Here is a 21,469-nt window from a genome sequence, read left to right on the forward strand (position 1 = left end):
AAAAACCTACAAAATAACTATTTAGATACAAATTAGTCGTTATATTTCATATGTTTAATTTGCAACATGGTCGGTTTGCCCCCTCATCTCGCCTTGACAGGAGGCGGCTTTCGTTATCTGTTTTGCCCGACATGGAGGAGGCTGGCGTCACGCGGCCACACGAAAATCCCAGGAGGATATTGCAGCGATGTTGAGATTTGCCGTCGTCGGAATCGACCATGGGCACACATTCGATCACGTAAAGGGGTTGCTGGCCGCAGGCGGCGAGTTCGTCGGCTATTGCCCGCAGACCTCGGTGCCGGCACTGCGCGAGGCCTTCGAGAAGACCTATCCTGACGCGCCGCAGATCGACAGGCAAAAGCTGTTCGACGATCCGTCGATCGATGTCATCTGCATTTCCGCGATTCCGCGTGATCGTGCCGGGCTTGCCATCCGCGCAATGAGGTCGGGCAAGGACGTGATGACCGACAAGCCGGGCGTGACGACCTTCGCCCAACTTGAGGACGTCAGGCGTACCGTTGCCGAGACCGGCAAGATCTTCTCGATCTGCTTTTCCGAGCGCCACTGCGTCCGCTCCGCCGTCAAGGCCGGCAAGCTCGTCGCCGAAGGCGCGATCGGCAAGGTGATCCAGACGCTCGGCGTCGGTCCACACCGGCTGCAACTGCCGACCCGGCCGGACTGGTTCTTCGATCCCGAAGCCTTCGGCGGCATCATCGTCGATATCGCTTCACACCAGGTCGACCAGTTCCTGTTCTACACCGGCTCGACCACAGGCGAAGTCATCGCAAGCTCGATCGGCAATTTCGGCATGCCTGACAAGCCCGCCTTCGAAGATTTCGGCGAGGTGCTTCTGCGCTCCGACAAGGCGGCGGGCTATGTCCGTGTCGACTGGTTCACGCCGGAGGCGCTGCCGACCTGGGGGGACGGGCGCCTGACCATCCTCGGCACCGAAGGCTACATCGAACTGCGCAAATATATCGATATCGCCGGCCGGCCGGGCAAGGATCACCTCTTCCTGGTCAACGGCAAGGAAATGACCCATATCGATTGCAGCGGCGAAAAACTCGACTATTTCGACGCTTTCACCGCCGACGTCGGCAACCGCACACAGACGGCGATGACCCAGGATCACGTTTTTGAAGTCTGCCGCCTTTCGCTCGAAGCCCAGACGAAAGCCGCGCGCATCGGCGCTCGCTGAGGAGGATATCATGACCAGGAAATTGCGCGTCGGCGTCATCGGCGCAGGCATCGCTGCGCGGCATCTGGCCGGCTTCGGGTGGAACAAGGAGCTTTTCGAAGTCCCCGTGCTCTGCTCGCTCGACGAGGAACGCGGCAAGGCGCTGTGCGAGGAGTACGGCATTGGCGAATACACGCAGGATGCGGATGCGCTGTTTGCCCGTGACGATCTCGACATCATCGACATTTCGACGCCGCCGAGTTCGCATTTCGAACTCTGCCGCAAGGGTATCGAGTCAGGCAAGCACGTGATCTGCGAGAAGCCGCTCTTCGGCTCGATCGCCGAGGTCGACGAGATGGGGCGCATCCTCGATCGTTACCCCGGCAGGAAGCTGATGCCGATCTTCCAGTATCGCTATGGTTCCGGCCTGCAGAAGCTGAAGCTGCTGATCGAACGTGGCCTGGCCGGCAAGCCGTTTTTGACGACGATCGAAACCCATTGGTGGCGCGGGCCGGATTATTATGCCGTGCCGTGGCGCGGCAAATGGGCGAGCGAACTCGGCGGTGGCCTTCTCGGCCACGCCATCCACGCCCATGACATGCTGAACTATGTGCATGGCCCCTGCGCCGAGGTGTTTTCCTATGGGGCGACACTGGTCAATCCGATCGAGGTCGAGGATACGGCAGCCCTTTCGGTGAAGATGCAGAATGGCTCGCTGGCGACGCTGTCGATGACGCTGGGTTCGCGCAAGGAGATCTCGCGGCTGCGCTTCTGCTTCAACGACCTCGTCGCCGAAAGCATCATCGAACCCTATACGATGGGCCGTGATCCGTGGACGTTCGTCGCCGGGACAGAGGAACATCAGGCGCGGATCGACGAAGTGCTCGCTGGCTATGTGCCTGGCGAGGATGGCTACACCCGTCAGTTCGAGCTCTTCCACAAGGCGATCGTCGAGGACACCGACCCACCGGTGACGCTGCAGGATGCCCGCAATTCGCTGGAACTGGTAACGGCCGCCTATTTCTCGCAGCGAACCGGACAACCGACACCGATGCCGATCGCCGCCGATCATCCGCTCTATCGCTCCTGGCTTCCGGCAGGGGAATGGCGGGCTGCGGCGACCGTCTGAACCGGGAAGGGCTCTCCCATGCTGAAATCCTTCGAGCATGTCGGCATGACGGTCGGCGACATGGACCGCACCGTCGATTTCTACTGTGGCCTGCTCGGCCTCAGCCTGGTGCTGCGCAAGACGATGGCGAATGGCATGCAGGTCGCGTTCCTCGATGCAGGCGGCGGCATGCTGGAGGTCTTTGCGCCGCCCGGCAGCGCGTCGAGGGCGGTCGACGTGCCTGACGATACGGCCGGCGTCCGCCACCTCACCTTCAATTTCGACAATGTCGAAGAGACCTTCGCCCGCCTTGAACAGGCGGGCGTCGAGATCAAGGAGCGGCCGCGCTTCGCTGTCCACTCCGAGATGCTGAACAAGATCGCCTTCGTTCGCGACCCCGACGGAATTATCGTCGAGCTTGCCGAACGCTCTCAGAACCGCCAGGGCTGACACAGGTGCTGCCGATCGCTTCGCTGCGGGCGGTCAGACCGTCCCGCAGCAGATCGATCAGGCACTGGGCGAGTTTTGTTGCCATGTTAGGCTCTCCTCAGCTCGCCAGCTTGGCGCTGATATAGTTGCGCCAGCCGCCAAGTGCGGTGATTTCCTCGGCACCTTTCACCGCATGGGCCTCGCAGACGAAGCCGGAGACGCTGGAGCCATCTTCGAGCGTCAGCTTACCGATGCCGAGGGGTGCCGGAATCTTCTGGACGAACCTGCCGAAAGCATCGGCCGGCAGTGCCCAGACCTCGACCTCCAGCCCCTGACCCTTGTGGCCGGGTTCGCGCAGCAGCCCCGGTTTCGGCGGCGTGGTATTGGGTAAGACGAAGAGGCGATAATCGCCTGATGTGCGGCAGGTCTTGACCAGACGCCCGCCTGCGCCTGCCAGTTCGTGATTGAGCGGCATGCCGGTCAGATGCGCACCGACGACCGCGATTTCGATGAAACCGTCATCGCCAGGCACAACACGGCTTGCTTCGGGGATCGCGGCCTGCCGGTCGATGCCCATGCCGGAGCTTGCTGCGCGGTGCAGCGCATCGGCAAGTGGGGCCAGGGCATCGTCGGTGAAGGCCGGTGCGATGACGGTGACGCCGCCCGGCAGGCCGTCTTTGCCGAAGCCGGCCGGAACGGCAATCGCTGCGCAATCGAGCAGGTTGACGAAATTGGTGTAGCGGCCGAGGCGGCCGTTGAGCACGACGGGATTGGCCAGCATGTCCGCAACGGTGTAGGTGGTCGGTGCGGTCGGCAGCAGAAGCACGTCGGCCTTTTCCCATTCGGCCTCGGTCTTGCGACGCAATTCTTCCAGCCGGTATCGGCCGTTGAAAGCCTCGACCGCCGTCTTGCCCTTGGCGCCTTCGATAATCCCTCTGACCGTCGGGTCGAAATCAGCCGCGTTCGTGGCGAGGAAATCTTCGACTGCCGCCAGACGTTCGGCGACCCAAGGCCCGTCATAGAGAAGGGCGGCCGCCTCGCGGAATGGCGCGTAATCGAAAGGCACGATGGTCGCACCGAGCGCTTTGGCGCGTTCGATCGCCTGATCGTAGAGCGCCTCCACCTCCTTGTCGCCGAAGAATTCCCGTTCGGCATCGGTCAGGACGCCAATGCGCAACCTCGACACAGGCAGGGTCGCCGGTTTGGCGCGACGCGAGAAAGGATCGGCGGCATCGAAGCCCTCGGCGACCTTGCGGATCGCAACACCGTCGCCGACGGTCGCGGCAAAGATCGTGATGCAGTCGACGCTCTTGCAGGCAGGCACGGCGCCGGTGTTCGGCAGAAGGCCCGGCGTCGGCTTGATGCCGACCAGATTGTTGAAGGCAGCCGGCACGCGGCCGGAGCCGGCCGTATCGGTACCGAGTGCGAAGGCGGCAAGGCCCGAGGCGACCGTGACTGATGATCCGGAGCTCGATCCGCCGGAGATATAGGCCGCATCGAAGACCGAACGCGGCGCGCCATAGGGCGAGCGCGTGCCGTTGAGGCCGGTCGCGAACTGGTCGAGATTGGTCTTGCCGATGATGATGGCGCCAGCCGCCTTCAACCGGGCAACGACGGTGGAGTCGGCTTCCGGCCGATACTCATAGGCCGGGCAGGCCGCGGTCGTCGGCAGGCCGGCGGCATCGATATTGTCTTTGACGGCGAAGGGAACGCCCCAGAGCGGCAGGCTGTTTGCCTCAGGCGCGCGTGTCATCAGCGCTTTTGCGGCAGCGCGCAGCTCCTCATCCGGCACCGGCGTGATGAAGGTTGCCGGGTCTTTCGAGGCGGCGCGGCGGGCGATCACCTCTTCGATGGCGTCGAGCGGCGTCAGGCCGGATTGATAGGCGGCGCGAAGGCTTGAGAGATCGAGGATGGTCGGCAGCATGTCAGCATTCCTCCAGAACGACGATGATATCGCCGGCTTTGACGTTTCTTCCCGGCCCGGCACGCAGATCGCGGACGCGACCTGCCGCATGGGCGGTGACGTTGATTTCCATCTTCATCGATTCGATGATGGCGAGTGTATCGCCGGCCGCAACCGAGGCACCCGGCTCGACCAGCAATTTCCAGATATTGCCGGGTACGGCGCTGGCAACACCGAAGCAGCCGACGGGAATATCCCCATCCGGGCTTTCGCCCGCGCCTTCGTCGGTGACGAAGCTATCGAGCCCGGCTTCCTTCCAGCGCTGGCGCTCAGTATCGAAGGCGGCCTGCTGCGTTGCCTTGAAACGGCCGATCGACGCCGAATTCGCCTGCAATTCCTTCTCGTAGGCAGCATAGGAGAATTCCGTCTCCTCGATCCGGATCGGATAGCCGCCGTGCGGGAAGGCGGCGCGCGCCTCCGTCAGTTCCTGGTTACTAACAGGGAAGAAACGGATCTGGTCGAAGAAGTTCAGCAGCCAGGGTTTGCCCCTGGCAAAGGCCGGCGTCTCCCGCCAGGTGTTCCAGACCTGGATGGTACGGCCGAAGAGCTGGTAGCCGCCCGGTCCTTCCATGCCGTAGATGCACATATAGGCGCCGCCGATGCCGACGGCGTTCTCAGGAGTCCAGGTGCGGGCGGGATTATACTTGGTCGTCACGAGGCGATGGCGCGGATCGGTCGGGGTCGCAACCGGCGCGCCAAGATAGACATCGCCGAGACCGAGCACCAGGTAGCTTGCATCAAAGACGATATCGCGGACGGCCTGTTCGTCGGGAAGACCGTTGATGCGGCGGATGAACTCGATGTTCGACGGGCACCAGGGCGCGTTCGGGCGCACGAGCTCCTGATATTTGCGCATCGCGAGCTCCGCATCCGGATCGTTCCAGGAAAGCGGCAGATGCACGATGCGGCTCGGCACCGTGACCTCCTGGGCTGCCGGAAGCGTCGCCTCGATCTCGGAGAGCAATCCCAGCAGCCGCCGGCGCGTCAACTGCGTACCGTCGTAATGAATCTGCAGGGAACGGATGCCGGGGGTGAGGTCAACGACGCCGGGAAGGTGGGCCTCGATGACCGCCTGCATCAGCAGGTGCACCCGGAGCCGCAGGGCGATATCAAGCGTCATCGGCCCATATTCGACAAGCAGATTGTCGTCGCCCTGGCGGCGATAAACGACAGAAACCGGGCCATCCTCGCTGATGCCGAGGATCGGCGAACCTGCTTCTTCCGAGGGCCGCCGGACCGCCGGGCCGGCGATCGGGTCTCCCGGCCGCATGACTGCATGAAAACGGATACGGTCGCCGGGCTTGAACTGGCCCATCTTCCACTGCTCGTCGCGGGCAATCACTGCAGGGCAAACGAAGCCGCCAAGGCTCGGACCGTCGGGACCGAGAATGATCGGCATATCGCCGGTGAAATCGATCGCCCCGATCGCATAGGCATTATCGTGCAGGTTGGAGGGATGCAGCCCCGCCTCACCGCCGTCGCTACGTGCCCAAACCGGGGCGGGACCGATGAGGCGAACGCCGGTGCGGGCGCTGTTGAAATGCACCTCGTAGGCGGTCGAAAACAGCGTCTCGATATCGCTATCCTGAAAGAAATCGGGCGCCCCGTGCGGACCGTAGACCACGCCGACATCCCATTCACGCGTCAAGACGGCTGCCTCCGTCGCTGGCCTCACCGGTTCGGCCGGTACTTGGCGGGCAAAGTGCAGCACATGCCCTGTCTTCAGGGTGCCGGTGGCGTTGCCGCCGAATTGGCCAAGGCCGAAAGTCGCGCGCGAGCCGAGCACAACGGGAGCGGCAAAACCACCGGCGACCGCGAGATAGGCGCGCTGCCCCGGCCCTTCGATCGTACCGATCGACAGAACCTGACCGGCGCGGATCAATACCGGGGTGTCATGCGGCAATCTTGCGCCGTCGCATGTCATAGGCATCCGGGCGCCGGCAAGCGCGATCGTCTGGTCGGCATAGAACCGCAATGTCGGACCGGAAACGGTCAGTTCGAGTGCTGCCGTCACATCGTCATTGCCGACCAGCCGGTTGGCATGGCGGAAGGAGCGCTCGTCCATCGGCCCGCTCGGCGGCACGCCGACATGCCAGAGGCCGAGCCGGCCCGGCAGTTCCTGGATGCTTGACTGCGCGCCGGGCGCGAGGACCTCGACGACATCGGGAACGAAGGCGAAGTCGCGTAGAGCCGTCGTTGCCACCTTGGCGCTGGCCAGCAATTCGGAAGCGGCGATCGTTCTCAAGTAATCGAGATTGGTCTCGATGCCTGATATCGACGTTTCGGCGAGCGCTGTCTTCAGCTTCTCGATCGCCGCCGGCCGGTCTTCCGCCGCTACGATCAGCTTGGCAAGCATCGGGTCATAGAAGGGCGTGACCTCGGTTCCCGTCTCGATCCAGCCGTCGACGCGGGCGCTTTCCGGAAAAATGACCTCGGTCAAAAGGCCGGCACTCGGGCGGAAATCGGCATGCGGCATCTCGGCATAAACACGCATCTCGATCGCCGCACCCTTCGGCGTCAGGGCCTTAGCATCCGAGAGCACGTCCTCGCCGGCCGCCTGCCGGATCATCCATTCGACGAGGTCGATGCCGAAGACGGCCTCCGTCACCGGATGCTCGACCTGAAGACGGGTATTGACCTCGAGGAAATAGAATTCCTCGCGCTGGGGATCATAGATGAATTCGACGGTGCCGGCCGATTCATAGGAGACCGAGCTTCCCAAATCGATCGCAGCCTTGTGCAGCTGCGCCCTTGTCTCCCCGGAAAGGCCAGGAGCAGGCGTCTCCTCGACGACCTTCTGGTTCCGCCGCTGCAGCGAGCAGTCACGTTCGCCGAGCGCAATCACTCCGCCCTTGCCGTCGCCGAAGATCTGCACCTCGACATGGCGCGCTTCGGCAACGAATCGCTCGATGTAGACGCGCGCATCCCCGAAGCTGGCGCGCGCGGTCCGCTGCACGCTTTCGAAGGAAGCCTTGAGGCCTGCCGCATCGGCGCAGAGCTGCATGCCGATGCCGCCGCCGCCGGCCGTGCTTTTCAACATGACGGGATAACCGACGGTTTCTGCGGCCGAAAGCGCCTCGTCGACGCTCTGCAAGAGATGGGTGCCGGGCAGCAGCGGCACGCCGCTGGCTTTCGCCAATTCGCGCGCCGTATGCTTCAGGCCGAAGGCGGACAGATGCTCCGGCCGCGGGCCGATGAAGGCGATGCCTTCAGCGGCGAGCCGCTCGGCAAAACCGATATTCTCCGAGAGGAAGCCGTAGCCTGGGTGCACGGCCTCAGCGCCCGTCGCCTTGCAGGCAGCAATGACGGCATCGACGTCAAGATAACTTTCGGAAGCAGGCGCCGGGCCGAGGCGGACGGCCTCATCAGCGGTCAGCGCCGGCTTCGAGAACCGGTCGGCATCGGAATAGACGGCAACCGAGGCAATGCCCATCCGCTTCAATGTGCGGATGACGCGGACGGCGATTTCACCGCGATTGGCGATAAGGACTTTGGTGAACATCGATCAGTCCTCGCCGTCCCAGATCAGCACCCGGATCGGCGTCGGATCGAAACCGTTGCAGGGATTGTTGATCTGCGGGCAATTGGAGATGACGCAGAGCACGTCCATCTCCGCCACCAGTTCGACATAGTCGCCAGACGCAGAAATGCCGTCGACGATGGTCATCTCGCCGTTCGGCTTGATCGGCACGTTCATGAAGAAATTGATGTTCGGCACGATGTCGCGCTTGCTCATGCCGTGTTTAGTCACCTCGAGCACGAAATTGTCGCGGCAGGCATGCAGGTATTTGGTGCCGTGGCCAAAGCGCACCGTGTTGCTCTCGCAGGAGCAGGCGCCGGCCGACGTATCGTGGCGGCCGCAGCTGTCGGCCGTCATGATCAGCATGACGTTGCCCTCGTTCGAAATGATCTTCGTGCCGGTGCCGATATAGGCGCCACCTTGCGTCCGCATCGTATCCTGGCTGGAATAACGCTCGGCAAAGTCATCGGCACGATAAAACAGCGTATCGATTGCCTGTTGGCCGTAGCTGTCCTCGATGCGGATGGTCTGACCCTTGCGCACGATGCCGGACCACGGCGCTTCGGCCGGGATGAAATGTTCCTGCACGGCATTTTCGAGGCTGCGCGAAGCTGAAGTCTTGATGAAATCGGTCATCGTCATCCTCCCTCAGGCCAGCATCGAGGCGTTGTTCTCGAAGCCGCGAAGGGCTTCGGCGGTCGCCGTGCGCGAGAGGTCGTCGACTGCGGGTACGGGCGCGCGAAAGCGCGTGACGATCACCGGCTTCGGCGCATAGACCGGGTCGGGATCGAGCGGATGCGGGCAATTGGAAAGGCCGACAATCATGTCCATTTCGGCGCGCAGTTCGGCATAGTCGCCGCTATTGGAGAGTTTGCCGCGCCAGTGGAAGCCACCGTCATCGTCGACGCGGACGGGAGCGAAGAGATTGAGAATTGCGGGAATATCGCGCCTGGTGAGACCAAGCTTGCCGGCAACGAGCACGAGATTGTCGCGGGTGTTGCGGGTCTTGACGCCGGGATATTTTGCAGCGTTCGAAGCTGCCGTCGAGCCGCCCATGAGGCAGTCGTGGGCGCCGGAGCTATCCTCGATCAGCGAAAACATCACCCGGCCCATGTCTGAGAAGATGACGCGGCCTTTGCCGAGGGCGGTCGTCCACTGCACCTTGACCGTATCGACGAGATTGAGCCGTTCGCTCGTGTCAGCGGCGTTCCAGGCGACGAGCGCCACGGTCGATCCGCCTTCGGCCTGATCAATGCGGAGCGCTTCGCCGCGCTTCAGCGCCGTCGACCAGTGCCAGCCGCCCGGGATGGTTTCCTGATGGATGATCGCAGCCGCATCGATTGCGGGGGCGGGAAGGGGGCTCGGCGCCGGCAAGGCCTTCGGCGCAAATTCCAGCCCCTTCTTCTGATGTTCCTCGTAACGCTGCCGGTTGGCAGCGATTTCCTCGGGCGAACGTCTGACATGCATCATGGTTTTTCTCCTGACGGACTGGAAGCCGGGTCGTCCCGGCGAAGGCCCAGAGAAATGACCGGGCCGTCCCGGTCGGGGCTGAAGATGGAGGGCGCGCCGGCGAGCCTCGGCGGCCAGATCGAAATATCCTTGGTGATCGTCGCGCCGTAGCGCTCCTTTTCCTCCGGGCGGTCACGCTTGCGCTCGAAGGCGACGACCCGCGTCGCTAGCGTGAAGGCTTCGCGCATGTCATGTGTCACCATGACGACGGTCATCTGCGTTTCGTGCCAGAGCCGCTTCATCAATGTGTGGATCTCGGCGCGGATGCCGGGATCGAGCGCACCGAAGGGCTCGTCGAGCAGCAGCACCTTCGGCTTCATGATCAGCGCCTGCGCCAGCGCCAGGCGCTGCTGCATGCCGCCTGACAGTTGCGCCGGATATTTGTCCTCGGCGCCGGAAAGGCCGACCTCGCCGATCAGTCGCCGCGCTTCGTCGATGGCGTTGCGACGGGCTGCGCCGAAAAGCTTGGCTTTATAGCGAGACGCCGAGAGTTCCCGCCCAAGCAGCACATTGCCGAGTACGGTCAGATGCGGGAAGACGGAATAGCGCTGGAAGACGACGCCGCGATCCGGCCCTGGCTCCTGCGGCAGCGCTTTGCCGTCCAGCAGTATGGTCCCTCGCGTTGGCCGCTCCTGGCCGAGCAGCATGCGCAGGAACGTCGACTTGCCGCAGCCGGACGGGCCGACAAGGGCGACGAAGGCGCGCGAAGCGACGGTCAGCGACACATCTTCGAGTACGATCTGGTCGCCATACTCTTTCCAGACCTTTTCGATCACCAGTTCGCTCATGCCTGCTTCTCCAGCTCCGACCAGGGGAAGACGGCGATGCGGATGCGATCGAGGATATAATTCATGACCACGGCGAGCAGCGTGATCCAGACGACATAGGGAAAGATGACGTCCATCGAGAGATAGCGGCGGACGAGGAAGATGCGGTAGCCGAGACCGGAATCCGACGAGATCGCTTCGGCGGCGATCAGGAACAGCCAGGCAGGCCCGAGCTGAAGCCTGAGGCAGGTGATCAGCCGCGGCAGGATCTGCGGCAGCACGACACGAAGGCCGATCTGCCAGGAGGAGCCGCCGAGCGTTTCAGCCTTGACGATCTGTTCGCGCGGCAGCTCCAGCGCCTTCAGCGCAAGGTCGCGGATCATCGTCGGCGCAACGCCAATGGCGATCAGCGCGATCTTCGAGGCTTCGCCAAGCCCCATGGCGATGAAAAGGATCGGCAGCAGCGCCAGCGGCGGCACCATCGAGATGACGGCGACGAAGGGCGAGAGCAGGGCTCGGAGATACGGCAGCATGCCGATCAGCATGCCGATGACGAGCGCGGTGATCGTGGAGATACCAAGGCCGGCAAACAGGCGCATCAGGCTCGCGCCGGTATCGGACCAGAGCAAGTATTGGCCGGTGCGCGAATCGGCGATGAAGGCCAGGCGATCGATCGCATCGGCAAAACCGGCAAGACCGGGTAGCAGCTTGTCATTGGCATTTTCCGCCAGCCGAGCCGCCGAGCCGAAAGTGTAGGCAACGATCAGCAGCACGAAGGGCAACAGCGTCAAGGCAAGTTGCGCGCCCCGGCTCGGCCTGGTGTTGATCCAGCGCATGAGGAAAGCTCCACTGATGAAGGTTGGGCGGTACGGTCAAAGCCGCACCGCTGCTTTAAGATCGCTTAGAGCGAACCGTCGGCGGCTGCCTTCATGTAGGTCTCGGTGAAGCGCAGCTTGACGTTGCCGCTGTCACCGAGGATCTTGCCATCAGGCATTTCGATGCCGATGACATCGGCCGACGGCGCGCCATTGCCGAGCAGGCCCTTCTCGAACAGGAAGTTGCGGACAAGATCCATTGTCTTCGGTAGGCTGCCCGACGAAGTGAAGGCAACGGCATCGGCCGGCTTGGCAAACAGCTTGGTGGCCGCAAGCTGGGATTCGAAGCCCTTGAGATCGGTGCCCGATGCCTGGCCCATCGCCTCGCGGGCGGCCTTGCCGTTGGCACTGTCGGCAGTCAGCAGTGCTGCGGTTTCATACCAGATGCCGGCGAGCGCCTTGCCGAAATTCGGATTGTCCTTCAGCACGCCTGAATTGGCGACCATCAGGTCGATGATCTCGCCCGGCACCTGCGAGCTGTCGAAGACCTTCTTGGCCGTGGGATCCTCGAGAATGGTCGAGACCAGCGGGTTCCAGGTGACAACCGCGGTCACGTCAGCCGTCTTGTAGGCGGCGACCATATCGGCGTCGGAGGTGTTGACCACTTTCACGTCGCGCTCGGTCAGCTTGATGCTTTCGAGCGCTCGGGCGAGCAGGTAGTGCGAGACGGAAAATTCGACGAGATTGACGTTCTGTCCCTTGATGTCGGCCAGGCTCGCCTTGTCCTTGAGGATGACGGCATCATTGCCGTTCGAAAAGTCGCCGACAATCACGGCCGTCGTATCGACGCCGCCGGCAGCCGGGATCGACAGACCGTCCATATTGGTCAGCGTCACGGCGTCGAAGGCGCCGGCGGTATATTGGTTCATCGATTCGACGTAGTCGTTGAACTGCGTCACCTCGATCTTGATGCCGTATTTGTCGGCCCATTTCTTGACGATGCCGTGATCAGCGGCATAACCCCAGGGCATCCAGCCGACATAGATCGACCAGGCGACCTTGAAATCGGTCTTCTGTTCGGCCTTGGCGATGGAGCCGAGTCCCAGCGCCAGGGACGCCGTCAGTGCGGTAATGGATAGGATCTTCGAAAAAGTCTGCATTGAAATTCCCCTTTTGCTTTTCTTCAAAAGGGATCGGCAATGACCATCGTGCCGCCAATCCCTTGGCTTACGAGGTCTCCCGGGCTTTTGTCCCGCCGTGCACCCGGCGGGATGTCTCCCCTGCCGGTGGTAGCTCTCGGACCAGCCACGCCTTGCGACGCCGGAACCCTAGCCACCAACTCTGCAACTATCGAAGCAAAGTGCGTGCCAAATTATAAATCATTGATTTTATTGAGAGTGCGATGGCACCAATTCCCTGGTAAATGCAATAGTGCATGCACTTGCACAGAAAATGTGCGTATTCTGCCGCCGTCTTAGGCGCTGATTCATTTTTGCCCAGTGAAAAACAAGTCGCAGGCAGACGCACAGAACGCCGAATTGCGGCTGGCCCTGAGCTAGTTCCGGAAAGCACCGGCCGGGACCGTCGTCACCAGCCGGATATCACGGCGGAAGTCCGATGGTGACATGCCGGCGATGTGGCGGAAGGACTTGTTGAAGGCGCTGATCGAGCCGAAGCCGCTGTCCATCGCCACTTGCAGCACGTTGGCGCCCTCGCTCATCAGCATCGCCTGGGCGCGCGACAGCCGCAGCAGCGTCACATATTTGCTGAGCGTCATGCCGGTCGATCGCTTGAACAGGTTCATCGCATATTTCGGATGCAGGTCAGCGGCGCGGGCGATATCGACCGAATCGATGTCGTGCAGGAAATTGGCGGCGATGAAATCGCACATGCGCGCGACGCTGCGCGAGGAATGCGGATACGGGTGATCGCCGTCGAGATTGATGGCCGTCTGCGACGTCATCGAATAGGGTTCGAGCGCGATCCGTTCGATGCGCAGCAGCAGCTCGTCGACGGCGTGCTGGGCCTTGGCGGGATCGCCTGAGTTGGCATAGCGGAACCAGCGGGTGAAGTTCTCCCTGTCGGCGGCATCCGTTGCCGAGGTCAGCAGCGTCTCGCCCTTCATCAACCGGCTGGAAACGCTGATCGGCAGGCGCAGCCGGAAGAAATAGACGAGCGGCAGATGGGCGCCGGCATAGAGCGAATCATCCGAGGATTCGTCCATCTGATGTGGCTGACCACCCCAGAAGAGGCACATTTCGCCGGCGTTCAGCCGGAATTCGTGGTCGCTCATCCGGTAGTGCACGGTGCCGCGCATCACGTAGTTGACCTCGACCTGTGCGTGCCAGTGCGGCATGGCCATAACAGGCGGATGGGCATGAAACATCTGCAGCGCTGTCGGCAAACCCTCGATGCTGCTCGCGCCGGGCTGATAGATTGCACGTGTGCCGACCTTACTTTCCGCCAAATTCATGTTCCCTTTTTAGGAGACACCCGCTCCCTTACAGATAGTCTAACCGCGTTCGTGAAAGATCGGCAATTGAAAAGGGAGGATTTTCAATGCGCTTCAAACTTCTCGCTGCGACCGCAGCTGTCGCAGTGCTTGCTTCCGGCTCCGCATTCGCGCAGTCGGCCAATCTCACCATCTGGAGCTGGAATACGGCCGCATCAGGGCTGAAGTCCACACTCGCAGGCTTCAACAAACAGTTTCCCGATATCAAAATCACGGTGGAGGATCTTGGAAACGGCCAGGTCTTCGACAAGACGCTCGCTGCCTGCGCTGCCGGTGGCGATGGCTTGCCTGATATCGTCAGCATCGAAAACTTCGAGGCTGAAATCTTCTGGAGCCGTTTCCCGGATTGCTTCGCCAATCTGAAGGAGCTCGGCTATACGCCCGAGATCCAGGCGAAATTCCCCGAATTCAAGCGCACCGAGCTCGAGGTCGGCGACGTCGCCTACGCCATGCCGTGGGATTCCGGCCCTGTCGCCGTCTTTTACCGCCGCGACCTCTACGAAAAGGCCGGCGTCGATCCGAGCACCATCAGCACCTGGGACGATTTCATCGCTGCCGGCAAGAAGATTTCCGCCGCCAATCCCGGCGTGGTTATGGCCCAGGCCGACTTCAACGGCGACAGCGAATGGTTTCGCATGATCGCCAACGAACAGGGTTGCGGCTATTACTCGACCGACGGCCAGAATATCACCATCAACCAGCCGGCCTGCGTTGCCACGCTGCAAAAGGTGAAGGAGATGAAGGATGCCGGTACGCTGACCGCGGCCAACTGGGAAGAGAAAATCCAGGCCGATACTGCCGGCAAGGCTGCAAGCCAGATGTATGGCGGCTGGTATGAGGGCACCGTGCGCTCGACCTCTCCCGATCTCAAGGGCAAGTGGGGTGTCTACAGAATGCCGAGCCTGACGGCCGACGGGCCCCATGCCGCCAATCTCGGCGGTTCGTCGCTCGCCATTTCGGCGACGTCCGCGAATAAGGAAGCCGCCTGGAAATTCGTGAACTACGCCCTCGGCACGGATGAGGGTCAGATCACCATGCTGAAGGAGTTCGGTCTGGTCCCGTCGCTGCTTTCGGCCGAGAAAGATCCCTTCGTCAGTGAGGCGCAGCCCTATTGGGGCGGCCAGAAGGTCTGGGCCGATATCCTGGCGACGCTGCCGAAGATCGTACCGAGCCGCGGCACCGCCTTCCAGAGCGATGCCGACGCCATCTACAAGGCGACGCAGACGAAGTTCTTCTCTGGCGGCTATCCCGATGCGAAGGCGGCTCTCGACGATGCCGCCAAGCAGATCGCTTCAGCGACCGGCCTTCCGATCGCGCAATGAATGACGATGCCGGGCGCTTCAGGCGCCCGGCTTTCCCCCGGCTTGCAAAGCGGCCGGTCATTCGTTCGTGAGGAGGAGGCTTGATGCCGTTCAGAACCCGGAGCGCCTATGCGTTCCTCGCCCCCTATCTGCTGGTCTTTGCCACCTTCTGGCTCTGGCCAATCATCAATTCGTTCCTGATCTCCTTTCAGAACACGCGCATTAACCCGTGGAAATATAGTTTCCAGGCCAATTGGGGCCGGCTCTTCTATGACCCGGCCTTCTACAACGCTCTCTACAATACGCTCATCATCCTGGTGATCCAGGTGCCCATCATGATCGCGCTTGCAACCGTGATGGCGGTGCTGCTCAATTCACCGCTGCTGAAAGCGCGCCCGCTCTTCCGCTTCGCCTTCTTTGCCCCCGTGGTCGTCGGCGAGGTCGCCTATGCCGCAGTGTTCCGGCTGATGTTCAGTCTCGATTTCGGCATCATCAACAAAATGATTTCAGCCATCGGCTTCAGTCCGGTTTCCTGGTTCGACAATGCGAATGCGGCAATGGCGGTGTTGATCATCGCCGTCACATGGCGCTGGGCGGGCTATAACGCCATCATCCTCCTTGCCGGACTGCAGTCGATCCCCGAGGACGTTTACGAGGCGGCAACTCTCGACCGGGTGAGCAAGACGCAGCAATTCTTTCACATCACCCTGCCGCTTCTGAAACCGATCATCCTCTTCTGCGTGGTACTTTCGGTGATCGGCACCATGCAGCTGTTCACCGAGCCCTACCTCATCACCTATCGCGGTGGCCCGGGCGGCGGCACGGAGACCCTCGGTCTGCTGCTCTACCGCCAGGGCTTCACCTCGCTGAACTTCGGTTATGCCTCGGCGATCGCCTATACGATAGCAGCCCTTGCCGTGGTGATCTCGCTTCTCAATCTCTGGGTCGGGAGGGATCCGAAATGAGATCCAAATCGCAATCTCTTCTGCTGCGCCAGATCGCGCTGCATGCCGCGCTGGCGCCGCTTGCGATAATCTGGCTGTTTCCGCTCTGGATGATGTTCGTCTTCTCGACCATGCCCGACAACGGCATCTTCAGCCCTGACATCGTGCTCTGGCCATCGACCAACTTCGTCGAGAATTTCAAGAACCTGCAGGCCGATACCGATTTCATCGGCGCGATGCTGATCTCGATCGGCGTCGCGGTCATCTACACCGTGCTCTCGGTGATGCTGACCTCGATGGCGGGCTGGGCGCTGGCGCGTTACCGTTTCGTCGGCCGTTCCATCGTCATCGCCATCATCCTCGGCACGATCACGCTGCCGTTTTCGGTGGTCGTCATCCCGCAATTCATCATGGTGGCACGCGAATTCAAACTGGCAAACACCTGGGTGGCGCTGATCGTGCCGCCGCTGTTCAATTCGCTCGGCGTGCTGTTCATGCGGCAGTCCTTCTCGATGATGCCGGGCGAGCTTTTCGATGCCGCCCGCGTCGAGGGCGTCAAGGAATGGCAGATCTTCCTGCGCATCGCCCTGCCGCTGGCGCGCCCGACCATGGCCGCACTGGCGATCATCCTCTTCCTCGCCTCCTGGAACAACTACCTCTGGCCCCTGCTGATCAATTCCAAACCGGGAATGATGACGGCGCCGGTGGCACTGGGAACGCTGATCGGCCTCACCAAGGTCTCCTGGGGCGGCATCATGGCCGGCGCGGTGCTCCTGACGGCGCCGATCCTCGTCATCTTCGTGGCTCTTCAACGCCATTTCATCGCCGGCATCGCGGCCGGCGCAATCAAATAATCGGGCAAATAATCGGGAGGCTGCATGGCAGAGCTTTCACTCAGCAACATCGTCAAGCGCTTCGGCGGCTTTGAGATCATCCACGGCGCCAATCTGGAGGTGAAGGACGGCGAATTCGTCGTCTTCGTCGGACCTTCCGGCTGCGGCAAGTCCACGCTGCTCAGGATGATCGCCGGCCTCGAGGACATTACATCAGGCGAGCTTCAGATCGGCGGCAGGGTCGTCAACGACGTGGAGCCGGCCGATCGCGGCATTGCCATGGTCTTCCAGTCCTATGCGCTCTATCCGCACCTGACCGTCGAGGAAAATTTGAGCTTCGGCCTGCGCATGAACGGCAATCCGAAGGCCGACACCGAGCGGCGCGTGCGCCATGTCGCAGAGATCCTGCAGATCACCGAGCTGATGAAGCGTCGGCCGAAGCAGCTTTCCGGCGGCCAGCGCCAGCGCGTCGCGATCGGCCGCGCCATCGTCCGCGAACCACAGGTCTTCCTGTTCGACGAACCATTGTCGAACCTCGACGCCGAACTGCGCGTGCAGATGCGCGTCGAAATATCAAGACTGCACAAGAAGCTCGGCACGACGATGATCTACGTCACCCACGACCAGACGGAAGCGATGACGCTCGCCGACAGGATCGTCGTGCTGCGCGCCGGCAATATCGAGCAGATCGGCGCGCCGCTCGACCTATACGATGATCCCGCCAATCAGTTCGTCGCCGGCTTCGTCGGCTCGCCGAAGATGAATTTTCTTAAGGCCGTGGTGGTTGAGACGCAGCCGGGCAGGGCGGTGATCGGGCTGGAAAGTGACGCCAATACCCGCCTGACGCTGCCGGTCGCCGATCCCATCGCAGCCGGCGCAAAAGTGACGTTCGGCATCCGTCCCGAACATTTCGTCGATGCGGGCACGGGCGATGCCGACCTCACCGTCACCATCGACGTCGCCGAACACCTCGGCAATACCAGTTACATCTACGCCACCATAGGCCCCGAGCAACTGATCATCGAGCGGCCGGAATCGCGCGTCGCCGGCAATCGCGACACGCTGACAGTCGGCCTTCCCGCCAACCGCTCATTCCTTTTCGACGGCGCCGGCAAGCGGCTTCGCTGAACTAAAATCCAAAGACACAAAGACGAAAGAGGATTTTCCATGACTTCAGATCAACCGATCCGCTGGGGCATCATCGGCCCCGGCACCATCGCCCGCACCTTTGCCGATGGCGTCGCTCATTCGCGCACCGGCAGACTGGTGGCGATCGCCACCCGCAATCCTGCAAAGCCGGGTCTTGCCGAAGGTTTCCCCGGCGCCCGCATCGTCGATGGTTACGAGGCGTTGCTCTCCGATAAGGAGATCGATGCGATCTATATCGCCGTCCCGCACACCGGCCATGCCGAATGGGCGATCAAGGCGGCACGTGCCGGCAAGCACATCCTGGTGGAAAAGCCGATCGCGCTTTCGGCCTACGATGCCGAGGCCGTTTACTACGAGGCGAAAAAAGCCGGCGTCTTCGCCGGAGAGGCCTTCATGTACCGCGTGCATCCGCAGACGGAGAAGCTGGTCGAACTCGTCAAAAGCGGCGTCATCGGCACCGTTCGCATCATCCGCTCGAGCTTCGGCTTCAACATGGGCAGCTATAAGCCGGAACACCGGCTTTTCGCCAACGACACCGCCGGTGGCGGCATTCTCGATGTCGGCGGTTATCCGGTCTCGATGGCCAGACTGATATCAGGCGCCGCGGAGGGCAAGGCCTTCCTCGAACCGGAGAAGGTCTCGGGCGTCGCCCACCTCGGAGAGAGCGGTGTCGATGAATGGGCATCGGCCGTCCTCAAGTTCCCGAACGAGATCATCGCCGAAGTCTCCTGCTCGATCATGGCGCAGCAGGACAATGTGCTGCGCATCATCGGCTCGGAAGGCCGGATCGAGGTCCAGGACTTCTGGTTCGCCTCCGGCCACAAGGGCGGCGTCGGCAAGATCGAGATCTTCAAGGGCGGCAGCCGCGAAACTGTCGAACTCAGGGAGGATCGCTGGCTCTATTCCTTCGAGGCGGACGCGGCCGGCGATGCCATCCGCGCCGGCAAGACCGAATTCAGCTCTCCCGGCATGAGCTGGGCGGATTCGATCGGAAACCTGCGTGTGCTCGACCAGTGGCGTGCCTCTGTCGGCCTCGAATACGGCGTGGAGAAAGCCAGTAAACGCACGGCAAACATTGCCGGCGGCGCGATCGCGCGCGGCAATACCGTCCCGCAGCGTCAAATTCCCGGCATTTCCAAGCCGGCTTCCGTCGTGACGCTCGGCTTCGAGTTCTTTCCGAACTTCGCCTCTGCCTCGTTGACGCTCGACGCCTTTTACGAAGCCGGCGGCAATGCCTTCGACACGGCCTATGTCTACGGCGGCGGCAAGACGGAGGCGATCTTCGGCGACTGGCACACGAGCCGCAAGGTGGCTCGCGAGGAGATCGTGCTGATCGGCAAGGGCGCCCATTCGCCGCTCTGCTATCCGGATATGATCGCAAAGCAGCTCGACCAGTCGCTTGCCCGGCTGAAGACCGATTATGTCGACATTTATTTCATGCATCGCGACAATACCGACATACCCGTCGGCGAATTCGTCGATGCCATGGATGCCGAGGTCAAACGCGGCCGCATTCGCGGCATCTTCGGCGGCTCGAACTGGTCGCGGGCGCGCTTCGACGAGGCGATCGCCTATGCCGAAAAGTCAGGCAAGACGGCGCCGGCCGCACTCTCCAACAACTTCTCGCTCGCCGAGATGCTCGACCCGATCTGGGCCGGCTGCGTTGCCGCTTCCGATGACGACTGGAAGAAATGGTTGAACGAGAAGCAGATCCCGAACTTCGCCTGGTCGAGCCAGGGCCGCGGCTTCTTCACCGACCGTGCCGGCCGCGACAAGCGCGATGATGAAGAGATCGTCCGGGTCTGGTACTCCGAACGCAATTTCGGACGCCGCGACCGCGCCATCGAACTCGCCAACAAGCTCGGCCGCAACCCGATCCACATCGCGCTCGCCTATGTGATCGCCCAGCCTTTCCCGGTCATCCCGCTGATCGGGCCGCGCACCGTCGCCGAGCTGGAAGACAGCCTCTCGGCACTCGACATCAAGCTGACGCCCGAGCAGGTGAAGTGGCTGGAAGGCTGACGTAACAGCAAAGGGCGCGGTTTAAACCGCGCCCTTTGCTTTTCTACTTGCGCGGCTCGGAAGCTTTCTTCCTGGCCGCATCGTCCATTAGCTCATACCACATGGCGTTGAGGACGGCGAAGGCTGCGGCCAGCGGCAGGCCGAGGATCCATGCAAAATACCACATCGTTTGGTCTCCCTCAGAGCAATTCCAGGAAAAGTGCGAAGCGGTTTTCCGTCCGGAATTACTAAAAACAAAAGGTTAGAGCGGTTCTCCTGAATCGCTCTAGTAAGCGTGGCTATTTTTATCGGTGATGGATTTCTCGTCGACCTTGCCCCACAGGACTTTGTAGACCCAGGCTGTGTAGGCAAAGATGATCGGCAGGAAAATGACCGTCACGACAAGCATGATGAACAGCGTCATTTGGCTGGAGGATGCATCCCAGACCGTCAGGCTCGATCGCGGATCGAGCGAGGAGGGCAGGATGAACGGGAACATCGAGAGGCCAACCGTCGAGATGATGCCGAAGATCGCGAGTTTGCTGAAGAGCAGCGTCATGATCTCGCGCCTTGCCCGCATGGCAATGAAGGCCAAAACTGCGCCGACGAAGCCGAGGACGGGCGCAAGGATCATCCACGAATGGGCACCGTAATTGGTGAGCCATGCACCCTTCTCCAGCACCACGGTTTTCAACAGCGGGTTTGAAGGGCCAATCGGGCTGATATCGCTGGTGATGCGATAGCCGCCGACGCCGATCCAGAGGAAGAGGCCGCCGAGCGCGAAGAGCACGATGACGGCAAGGGCGGCGATGCTGCCATAGCGTCTGGCTCGTTCGGCCACCGGACCACTCGCCTTCAGCACCAGCCAGGCCGCACCATGCATCGCCAGCATAGCGACCGAAAGCAGGCCGCAGAGCAGCGCATAGGGGTTGAGCAGGGCGAAGAACGAACCTTCATAAAAGATCCGCATATCGTCGGCGAAGCGGAAGGGCACGCCCTGCAGCACGTTGCCGACTGCGACGCCGAAGATCAGCGACGGCACGAAACCGCCGATGAAGAGCGCCCAGTCCCAGCCGCTGCGCCAGCGGGGGCTTTCCCGCTTCGAACGATATTTGAAGCCGACCGGGCGCAGGATGAGCGCGAAGAGGATCGCAAACATCGCCAGATAGAAGCCTGAGAAGGAGACCGCATAAAGCGGCGGCCAGGCAGCAAAGATGGCGCCGCCGCCGAGGATCAGCCAGACCTGGTTGCCCTCCCATGTGGCGCCGATGGTGTTGATCGCCACGCGCCTTTCCGTATCGGTCCTGGCAACGAAAGGCAGAAGCGTGCCGACGCCGAGATCGAAGCCGCCGGTCGTCGCAAAAGCGATCAGCAGGACGCCAAGCAGCAGCCACCAGATGAGACGCAGGGTTTCATAGTCGATGAGTTCGTGAAGGATCAT

Annotated in this window: 18 protein-coding genes and 1 riboswitch; of the genes, 8 read left to right on the forward strand and 10 right to left on the reverse strand. The window is 61.9% G+C overall.

Going from position 1 to position 21,469, the window contains the following annotated elements:
* The first annotated feature begins 187 nt into the window (after positions 1–187).
* Genes RLCC275e_RS30510 through RLCC275e_RS30520 form a run of 3 tightly spaced genes read left to right on the forward strand, consistent with a single transcriptional unit; the run spans position 188 to position 2,735 of the window.
* Positions 188–1,198, forward strand: a complete 1,011-nt coding sequence (locus tag RLCC275e_RS30510; protein WP_033184073.1) for a Gfo/Idh/MocA family protein — start codon at positions 188–190, stop codon at positions 1,196–1,198.
* A gap of 10 nt (positions 1,199–1,208) precedes the next feature.
* Positions 1,209–2,306, forward strand: coding sequence for a Gfo/Idh/MocA family protein (locus RLCC275e_RS30515; RefSeq protein WP_033184072.1), 1,098 nt, complete (start codon positions 1,209–1,211; stop codon positions 2,304–2,306).
* 18 nt (positions 2,307–2,324) lie between these two features.
* Positions 2,325–2,735, forward strand: a complete 411-nt coding sequence (locus RLCC275e_RS30520; protein ID WP_033184071.1) for a VOC family protein — start codon at positions 2,325–2,327, stop codon at positions 2,733–2,735.
* Positions 2,736–2,832: 97 nt separating this feature from the next.
* On the opposite strand, the gene atzF is transcribed toward RLCC275e_RS30520, so the two are convergent.
* The 8 genes from atzF to RLCC275e_RS30560 form a co-directional block, all read right to left on the reverse strand.
* Positions 2,833–4,638 (reverse strand): allophanate hydrolase, encoded by a 1,806-nt coding sequence (atzF, locus tag RLCC275e_RS30525; RefSeq protein ID WP_130685595.1) that lies wholly within the window; start codon positions 4,636–4,638, stop codon positions 2,833–2,835.
* A gap of 1 nt (position 4,639) precedes the next feature.
* Positions 4,640–8,179 (reverse strand): urea carboxylase, encoded by a 3,540-nt coding sequence (gene uca, locus RLCC275e_RS30530; RefSeq protein WP_033184070.1) that lies wholly within the window; start codon positions 8,177–8,179, stop codon positions 4,640–4,642.
* Between the two features lie 3 nt (positions 8,180–8,182).
* Positions 8,183–8,833, reverse strand: a complete 651-nt coding sequence (locus RLCC275e_RS30535) for an urea amidolyase associated protein UAAP2 (protein WP_033184069.1) — start codon at positions 8,831–8,833, stop codon at positions 8,183–8,185.
* A 12-nt stretch (positions 8,834–8,845) separates the two neighbouring features.
* The gene (locus RLCC275e_RS30540) at positions 8,846–9,667 is read right to left on the reverse strand and encodes an urea amidolyase associated protein UAAP1 (protein WP_033184068.1); all 822 of its coding nucleotides are present in this window, start codon (positions 9,665–9,667) and stop codon (positions 8,846–8,848) included.
* The gene (locus RLCC275e_RS30545) at positions 9,664–10,494 is read right to left on the reverse strand and encodes an ABC transporter ATP-binding protein (RefSeq protein WP_033184067.1); all 831 of its coding nucleotides are present in this window, start codon (positions 10,492–10,494) and stop codon (positions 9,664–9,666) included. The genes RLCC275e_RS30540 and RLCC275e_RS30545 overlap by 4 nt, the downstream gene beginning before the upstream one ends.
* Positions 10,491–11,309: an ABC transporter permease gene (locus tag RLCC275e_RS30550; RefSeq protein WP_033184066.1), complete on the reverse strand. Its 819-nt coding sequence runs from the start codon at positions 11,307–11,309 to the stop codon at positions 10,491–10,493. Before RLCC275e_RS30550 ends, RLCC275e_RS30545 begins: the two co-directional genes overlap by 4 nt.
* Before the next feature lie 65 nt (positions 11,310–11,374).
* Positions 11,375–12,448, reverse strand: coding sequence for a putative urea ABC transporter substrate-binding protein (locus RLCC275e_RS30555; protein WP_033184065.1), 1,074 nt, complete (start codon positions 12,446–12,448; stop codon positions 11,375–11,377).
* Positions 12,449–12,522: 74 nt separating this feature from the next.
* Positions 12,523–12,631, reverse strand: a riboswitch (guanidine-I (ykkC/yxkD leader).
* A 212-nt stretch (positions 12,632–12,843) separates the two neighbouring features.
* Positions 12,844–13,761: a helix-turn-helix domain-containing protein gene (locus tag RLCC275e_RS30560; RefSeq protein ID WP_033184064.1), complete on the reverse strand. Its 918-nt coding sequence runs from the start codon at positions 13,759–13,761 to the stop codon at positions 12,844–12,846.
* A gap of 86 nt (positions 13,762–13,847) precedes the next feature.
* Here RLCC275e_RS30560 and RLCC275e_RS30565 point away from each other — a divergent pair, with 86 nt between their 5' ends.
* The 5 genes from RLCC275e_RS30565 (at position 13,848) to RLCC275e_RS30585 (ending at position 20,049) form a co-directional block, all read left to right on the forward strand.
* The gene (locus tag RLCC275e_RS30565; RefSeq protein WP_033184063.1) at positions 13,848–15,122 is read left to right on the forward strand and encodes an extracellular solute-binding protein; all 1,275 of its coding nucleotides are present in this window, start codon (positions 13,848–13,850) and stop codon (positions 15,120–15,122) included.
* An 83-nt stretch (positions 15,123–15,205) separates the two neighbouring features.
* Positions 15,206–16,066 (forward strand): carbohydrate ABC transporter permease, encoded by an 861-nt coding sequence (locus tag RLCC275e_RS30570; RefSeq protein ID WP_033184062.1) that lies wholly within the window; start codon positions 15,206–15,208, stop codon positions 16,064–16,066.
* A complete protein-coding gene (locus RLCC275e_RS30575; protein ID WP_033184061.1) occupies positions 16,063–16,899 on the forward strand; it encodes a carbohydrate ABC transporter permease in 837 nt (278 codons plus the stop codon). Before RLCC275e_RS30570 ends, RLCC275e_RS30575 begins: the two co-directional genes overlap by 4 nt.
* A 24-nt stretch (positions 16,900–16,923) precedes the next feature.
* Positions 16,924–18,006, forward strand: a complete 1,083-nt coding sequence (locus tag RLCC275e_RS30580) for an ABC transporter ATP-binding protein (protein WP_033184060.1) — start codon at positions 16,924–16,926, stop codon at positions 18,004–18,006.
* A 39-nt stretch (positions 18,007–18,045) separates the two neighbouring features.
* On the forward strand, positions 18,046–20,049 hold the full coding sequence (locus RLCC275e_RS30585) for an aldo/keto reductase (RefSeq protein ID WP_130685598.1): 2,004 nt from the start codon (positions 18,046–18,048) through the stop codon (positions 20,047–20,049).
* Between the two features lie 43 nt (positions 20,050–20,092).
* Here the strand turns inward: RLCC275e_RS30585 and cydX are convergent, their stop codons facing one another.
* Complete coding sequence (gene cydX, locus RLCC275e_RS30590) at positions 20,093–20,215, reverse strand: cytochrome bd-I oxidase subunit CydX (protein WP_017957645.1); 123 nt, start codon at positions 20,213–20,215, stop codon at positions 20,093–20,095.
* A gap of 99 nt (positions 20,216–20,314) precedes the next feature.
* On the reverse strand, positions 20,315–21,469 hold the full coding sequence (cydB, locus tag RLCC275e_RS30595) for a cytochrome d ubiquinol oxidase subunit II (RefSeq protein WP_130685599.1): 1,155 nt from the start codon (positions 21,467–21,469) through the stop codon (positions 20,315–20,317).

This window comes from Rhizobium brockwellii (genome assembly GCF_000769405.2).
Classification (GTDB): Bacteria; Pseudomonadota; Alphaproteobacteria; order Rhizobiales; family Rhizobiaceae; genus Rhizobium; species Rhizobium brockwellii.

Bases quoted from the DNA above. Each gene is read 5' to 3' on its own strand.
- RLCC275e_RS30545 (WP_033184067.1), bottom strand. From the start codon at position 10,494: ATGAGCGAACTGGTGATCGAAAAGGTCTGGAAAGAGTATGGCGACCAG.
- uca (WP_033184070.1), bottom strand. From the start codon at position 8,179: ATGTTCACCAAAGTCCTTATCGCCAATCGCGGTGAAATCGCCGTCCGC.
- RLCC275e_RS30550 (WP_033184066.1), bottom strand. From the start codon at position 11,309: ATGCGCTGGATCAACACCAGGCCGAGCCGGGGCGCGCAACTTGCCTTG.
- RLCC275e_RS30570 (WP_033184062.1), top strand. From the start codon at position 15,206: ATGCCGTTCAGAACCCGGAGCGCCTATGCGTTCCTCGCCCCCTATCTG.
- cydB (WP_130685599.1), bottom strand. From the start codon at position 21,469: ATGATCCTTCACGAACTCATCGACTATGAAACCCTGCGTCTCATCTGG.
- RLCC275e_RS30555 (WP_033184065.1), bottom strand. From the start codon at position 12,448: ATGCAGACTTTTTCGAAGATCCTATCCATTACCGCACTGACGGCGTCC.
- RLCC275e_RS30510 (WP_033184073.1), top strand. From the start codon at position 188: ATGTTGAGATTTGCCGTCGTCGGAATCGACCATGGGCACACATTCGAT.
- RLCC275e_RS30575 (WP_033184061.1), top strand. From the start codon at position 16,063: ATGAGATCCAAATCGCAATCTCTTCTGCTGCGCCAGATCGCGCTGCAT.
- RLCC275e_RS30520 (WP_033184071.1), top strand. From the start codon at position 2,325: ATGCTGAAATCCTTCGAGCATGTCGGCATGACGGTCGGCGACATGGAC.
- RLCC275e_RS30560 (WP_033184064.1), bottom strand. From the start codon at position 13,761: ATGAATTTGGCGGAAAGTAAGGTCGGCACACGTGCAATCTATCAGCCC.
- RLCC275e_RS30540 (WP_033184068.1), bottom strand. From the start codon at position 9,667: ATGATGCATGTCAGACGTTCGCCCGAGGAAATCGCTGCCAACCGGCAG.
- RLCC275e_RS30535 (WP_033184069.1), bottom strand. From the start codon at position 8,833: ATGACCGATTTCATCAAGACTTCAGCTTCGCGCAGCCTCGAAAATGCC.
- atzF (WP_130685595.1), bottom strand. From the start codon at position 4,638: ATGCTGCCGACCATCCTCGATCTCTCAAGCCTTCGCGCCGCCTATCAA.
- RLCC275e_RS30565 (WP_033184063.1), top strand. From the start codon at position 13,848: ATGCGCTTCAAACTTCTCGCTGCGACCGCAGCTGTCGCAGTGCTTGCT.
- RLCC275e_RS30585 (WP_130685598.1), top strand. From the start codon at position 18,046: ATGACTTCAGATCAACCGATCCGCTGGGGCATCATCGGCCCCGGCACC.
- RLCC275e_RS30580 (WP_033184060.1), top strand. From the start codon at position 16,924: ATGGCAGAGCTTTCACTCAGCAACATCGTCAAGCGCTTCGGCGGCTTT.
- RLCC275e_RS30515 (WP_033184072.1), top strand. From the start codon at position 1,209: ATGACCAGGAAATTGCGCGTCGGCGTCATCGGCGCAGGCATCGCTGCG.
- cydX (WP_017957645.1), bottom strand. From the start codon at position 20,215: ATGTGGTATTTTGCATGGATCCTCGGCCTGCCGCTGGCCGCAGCCTTC.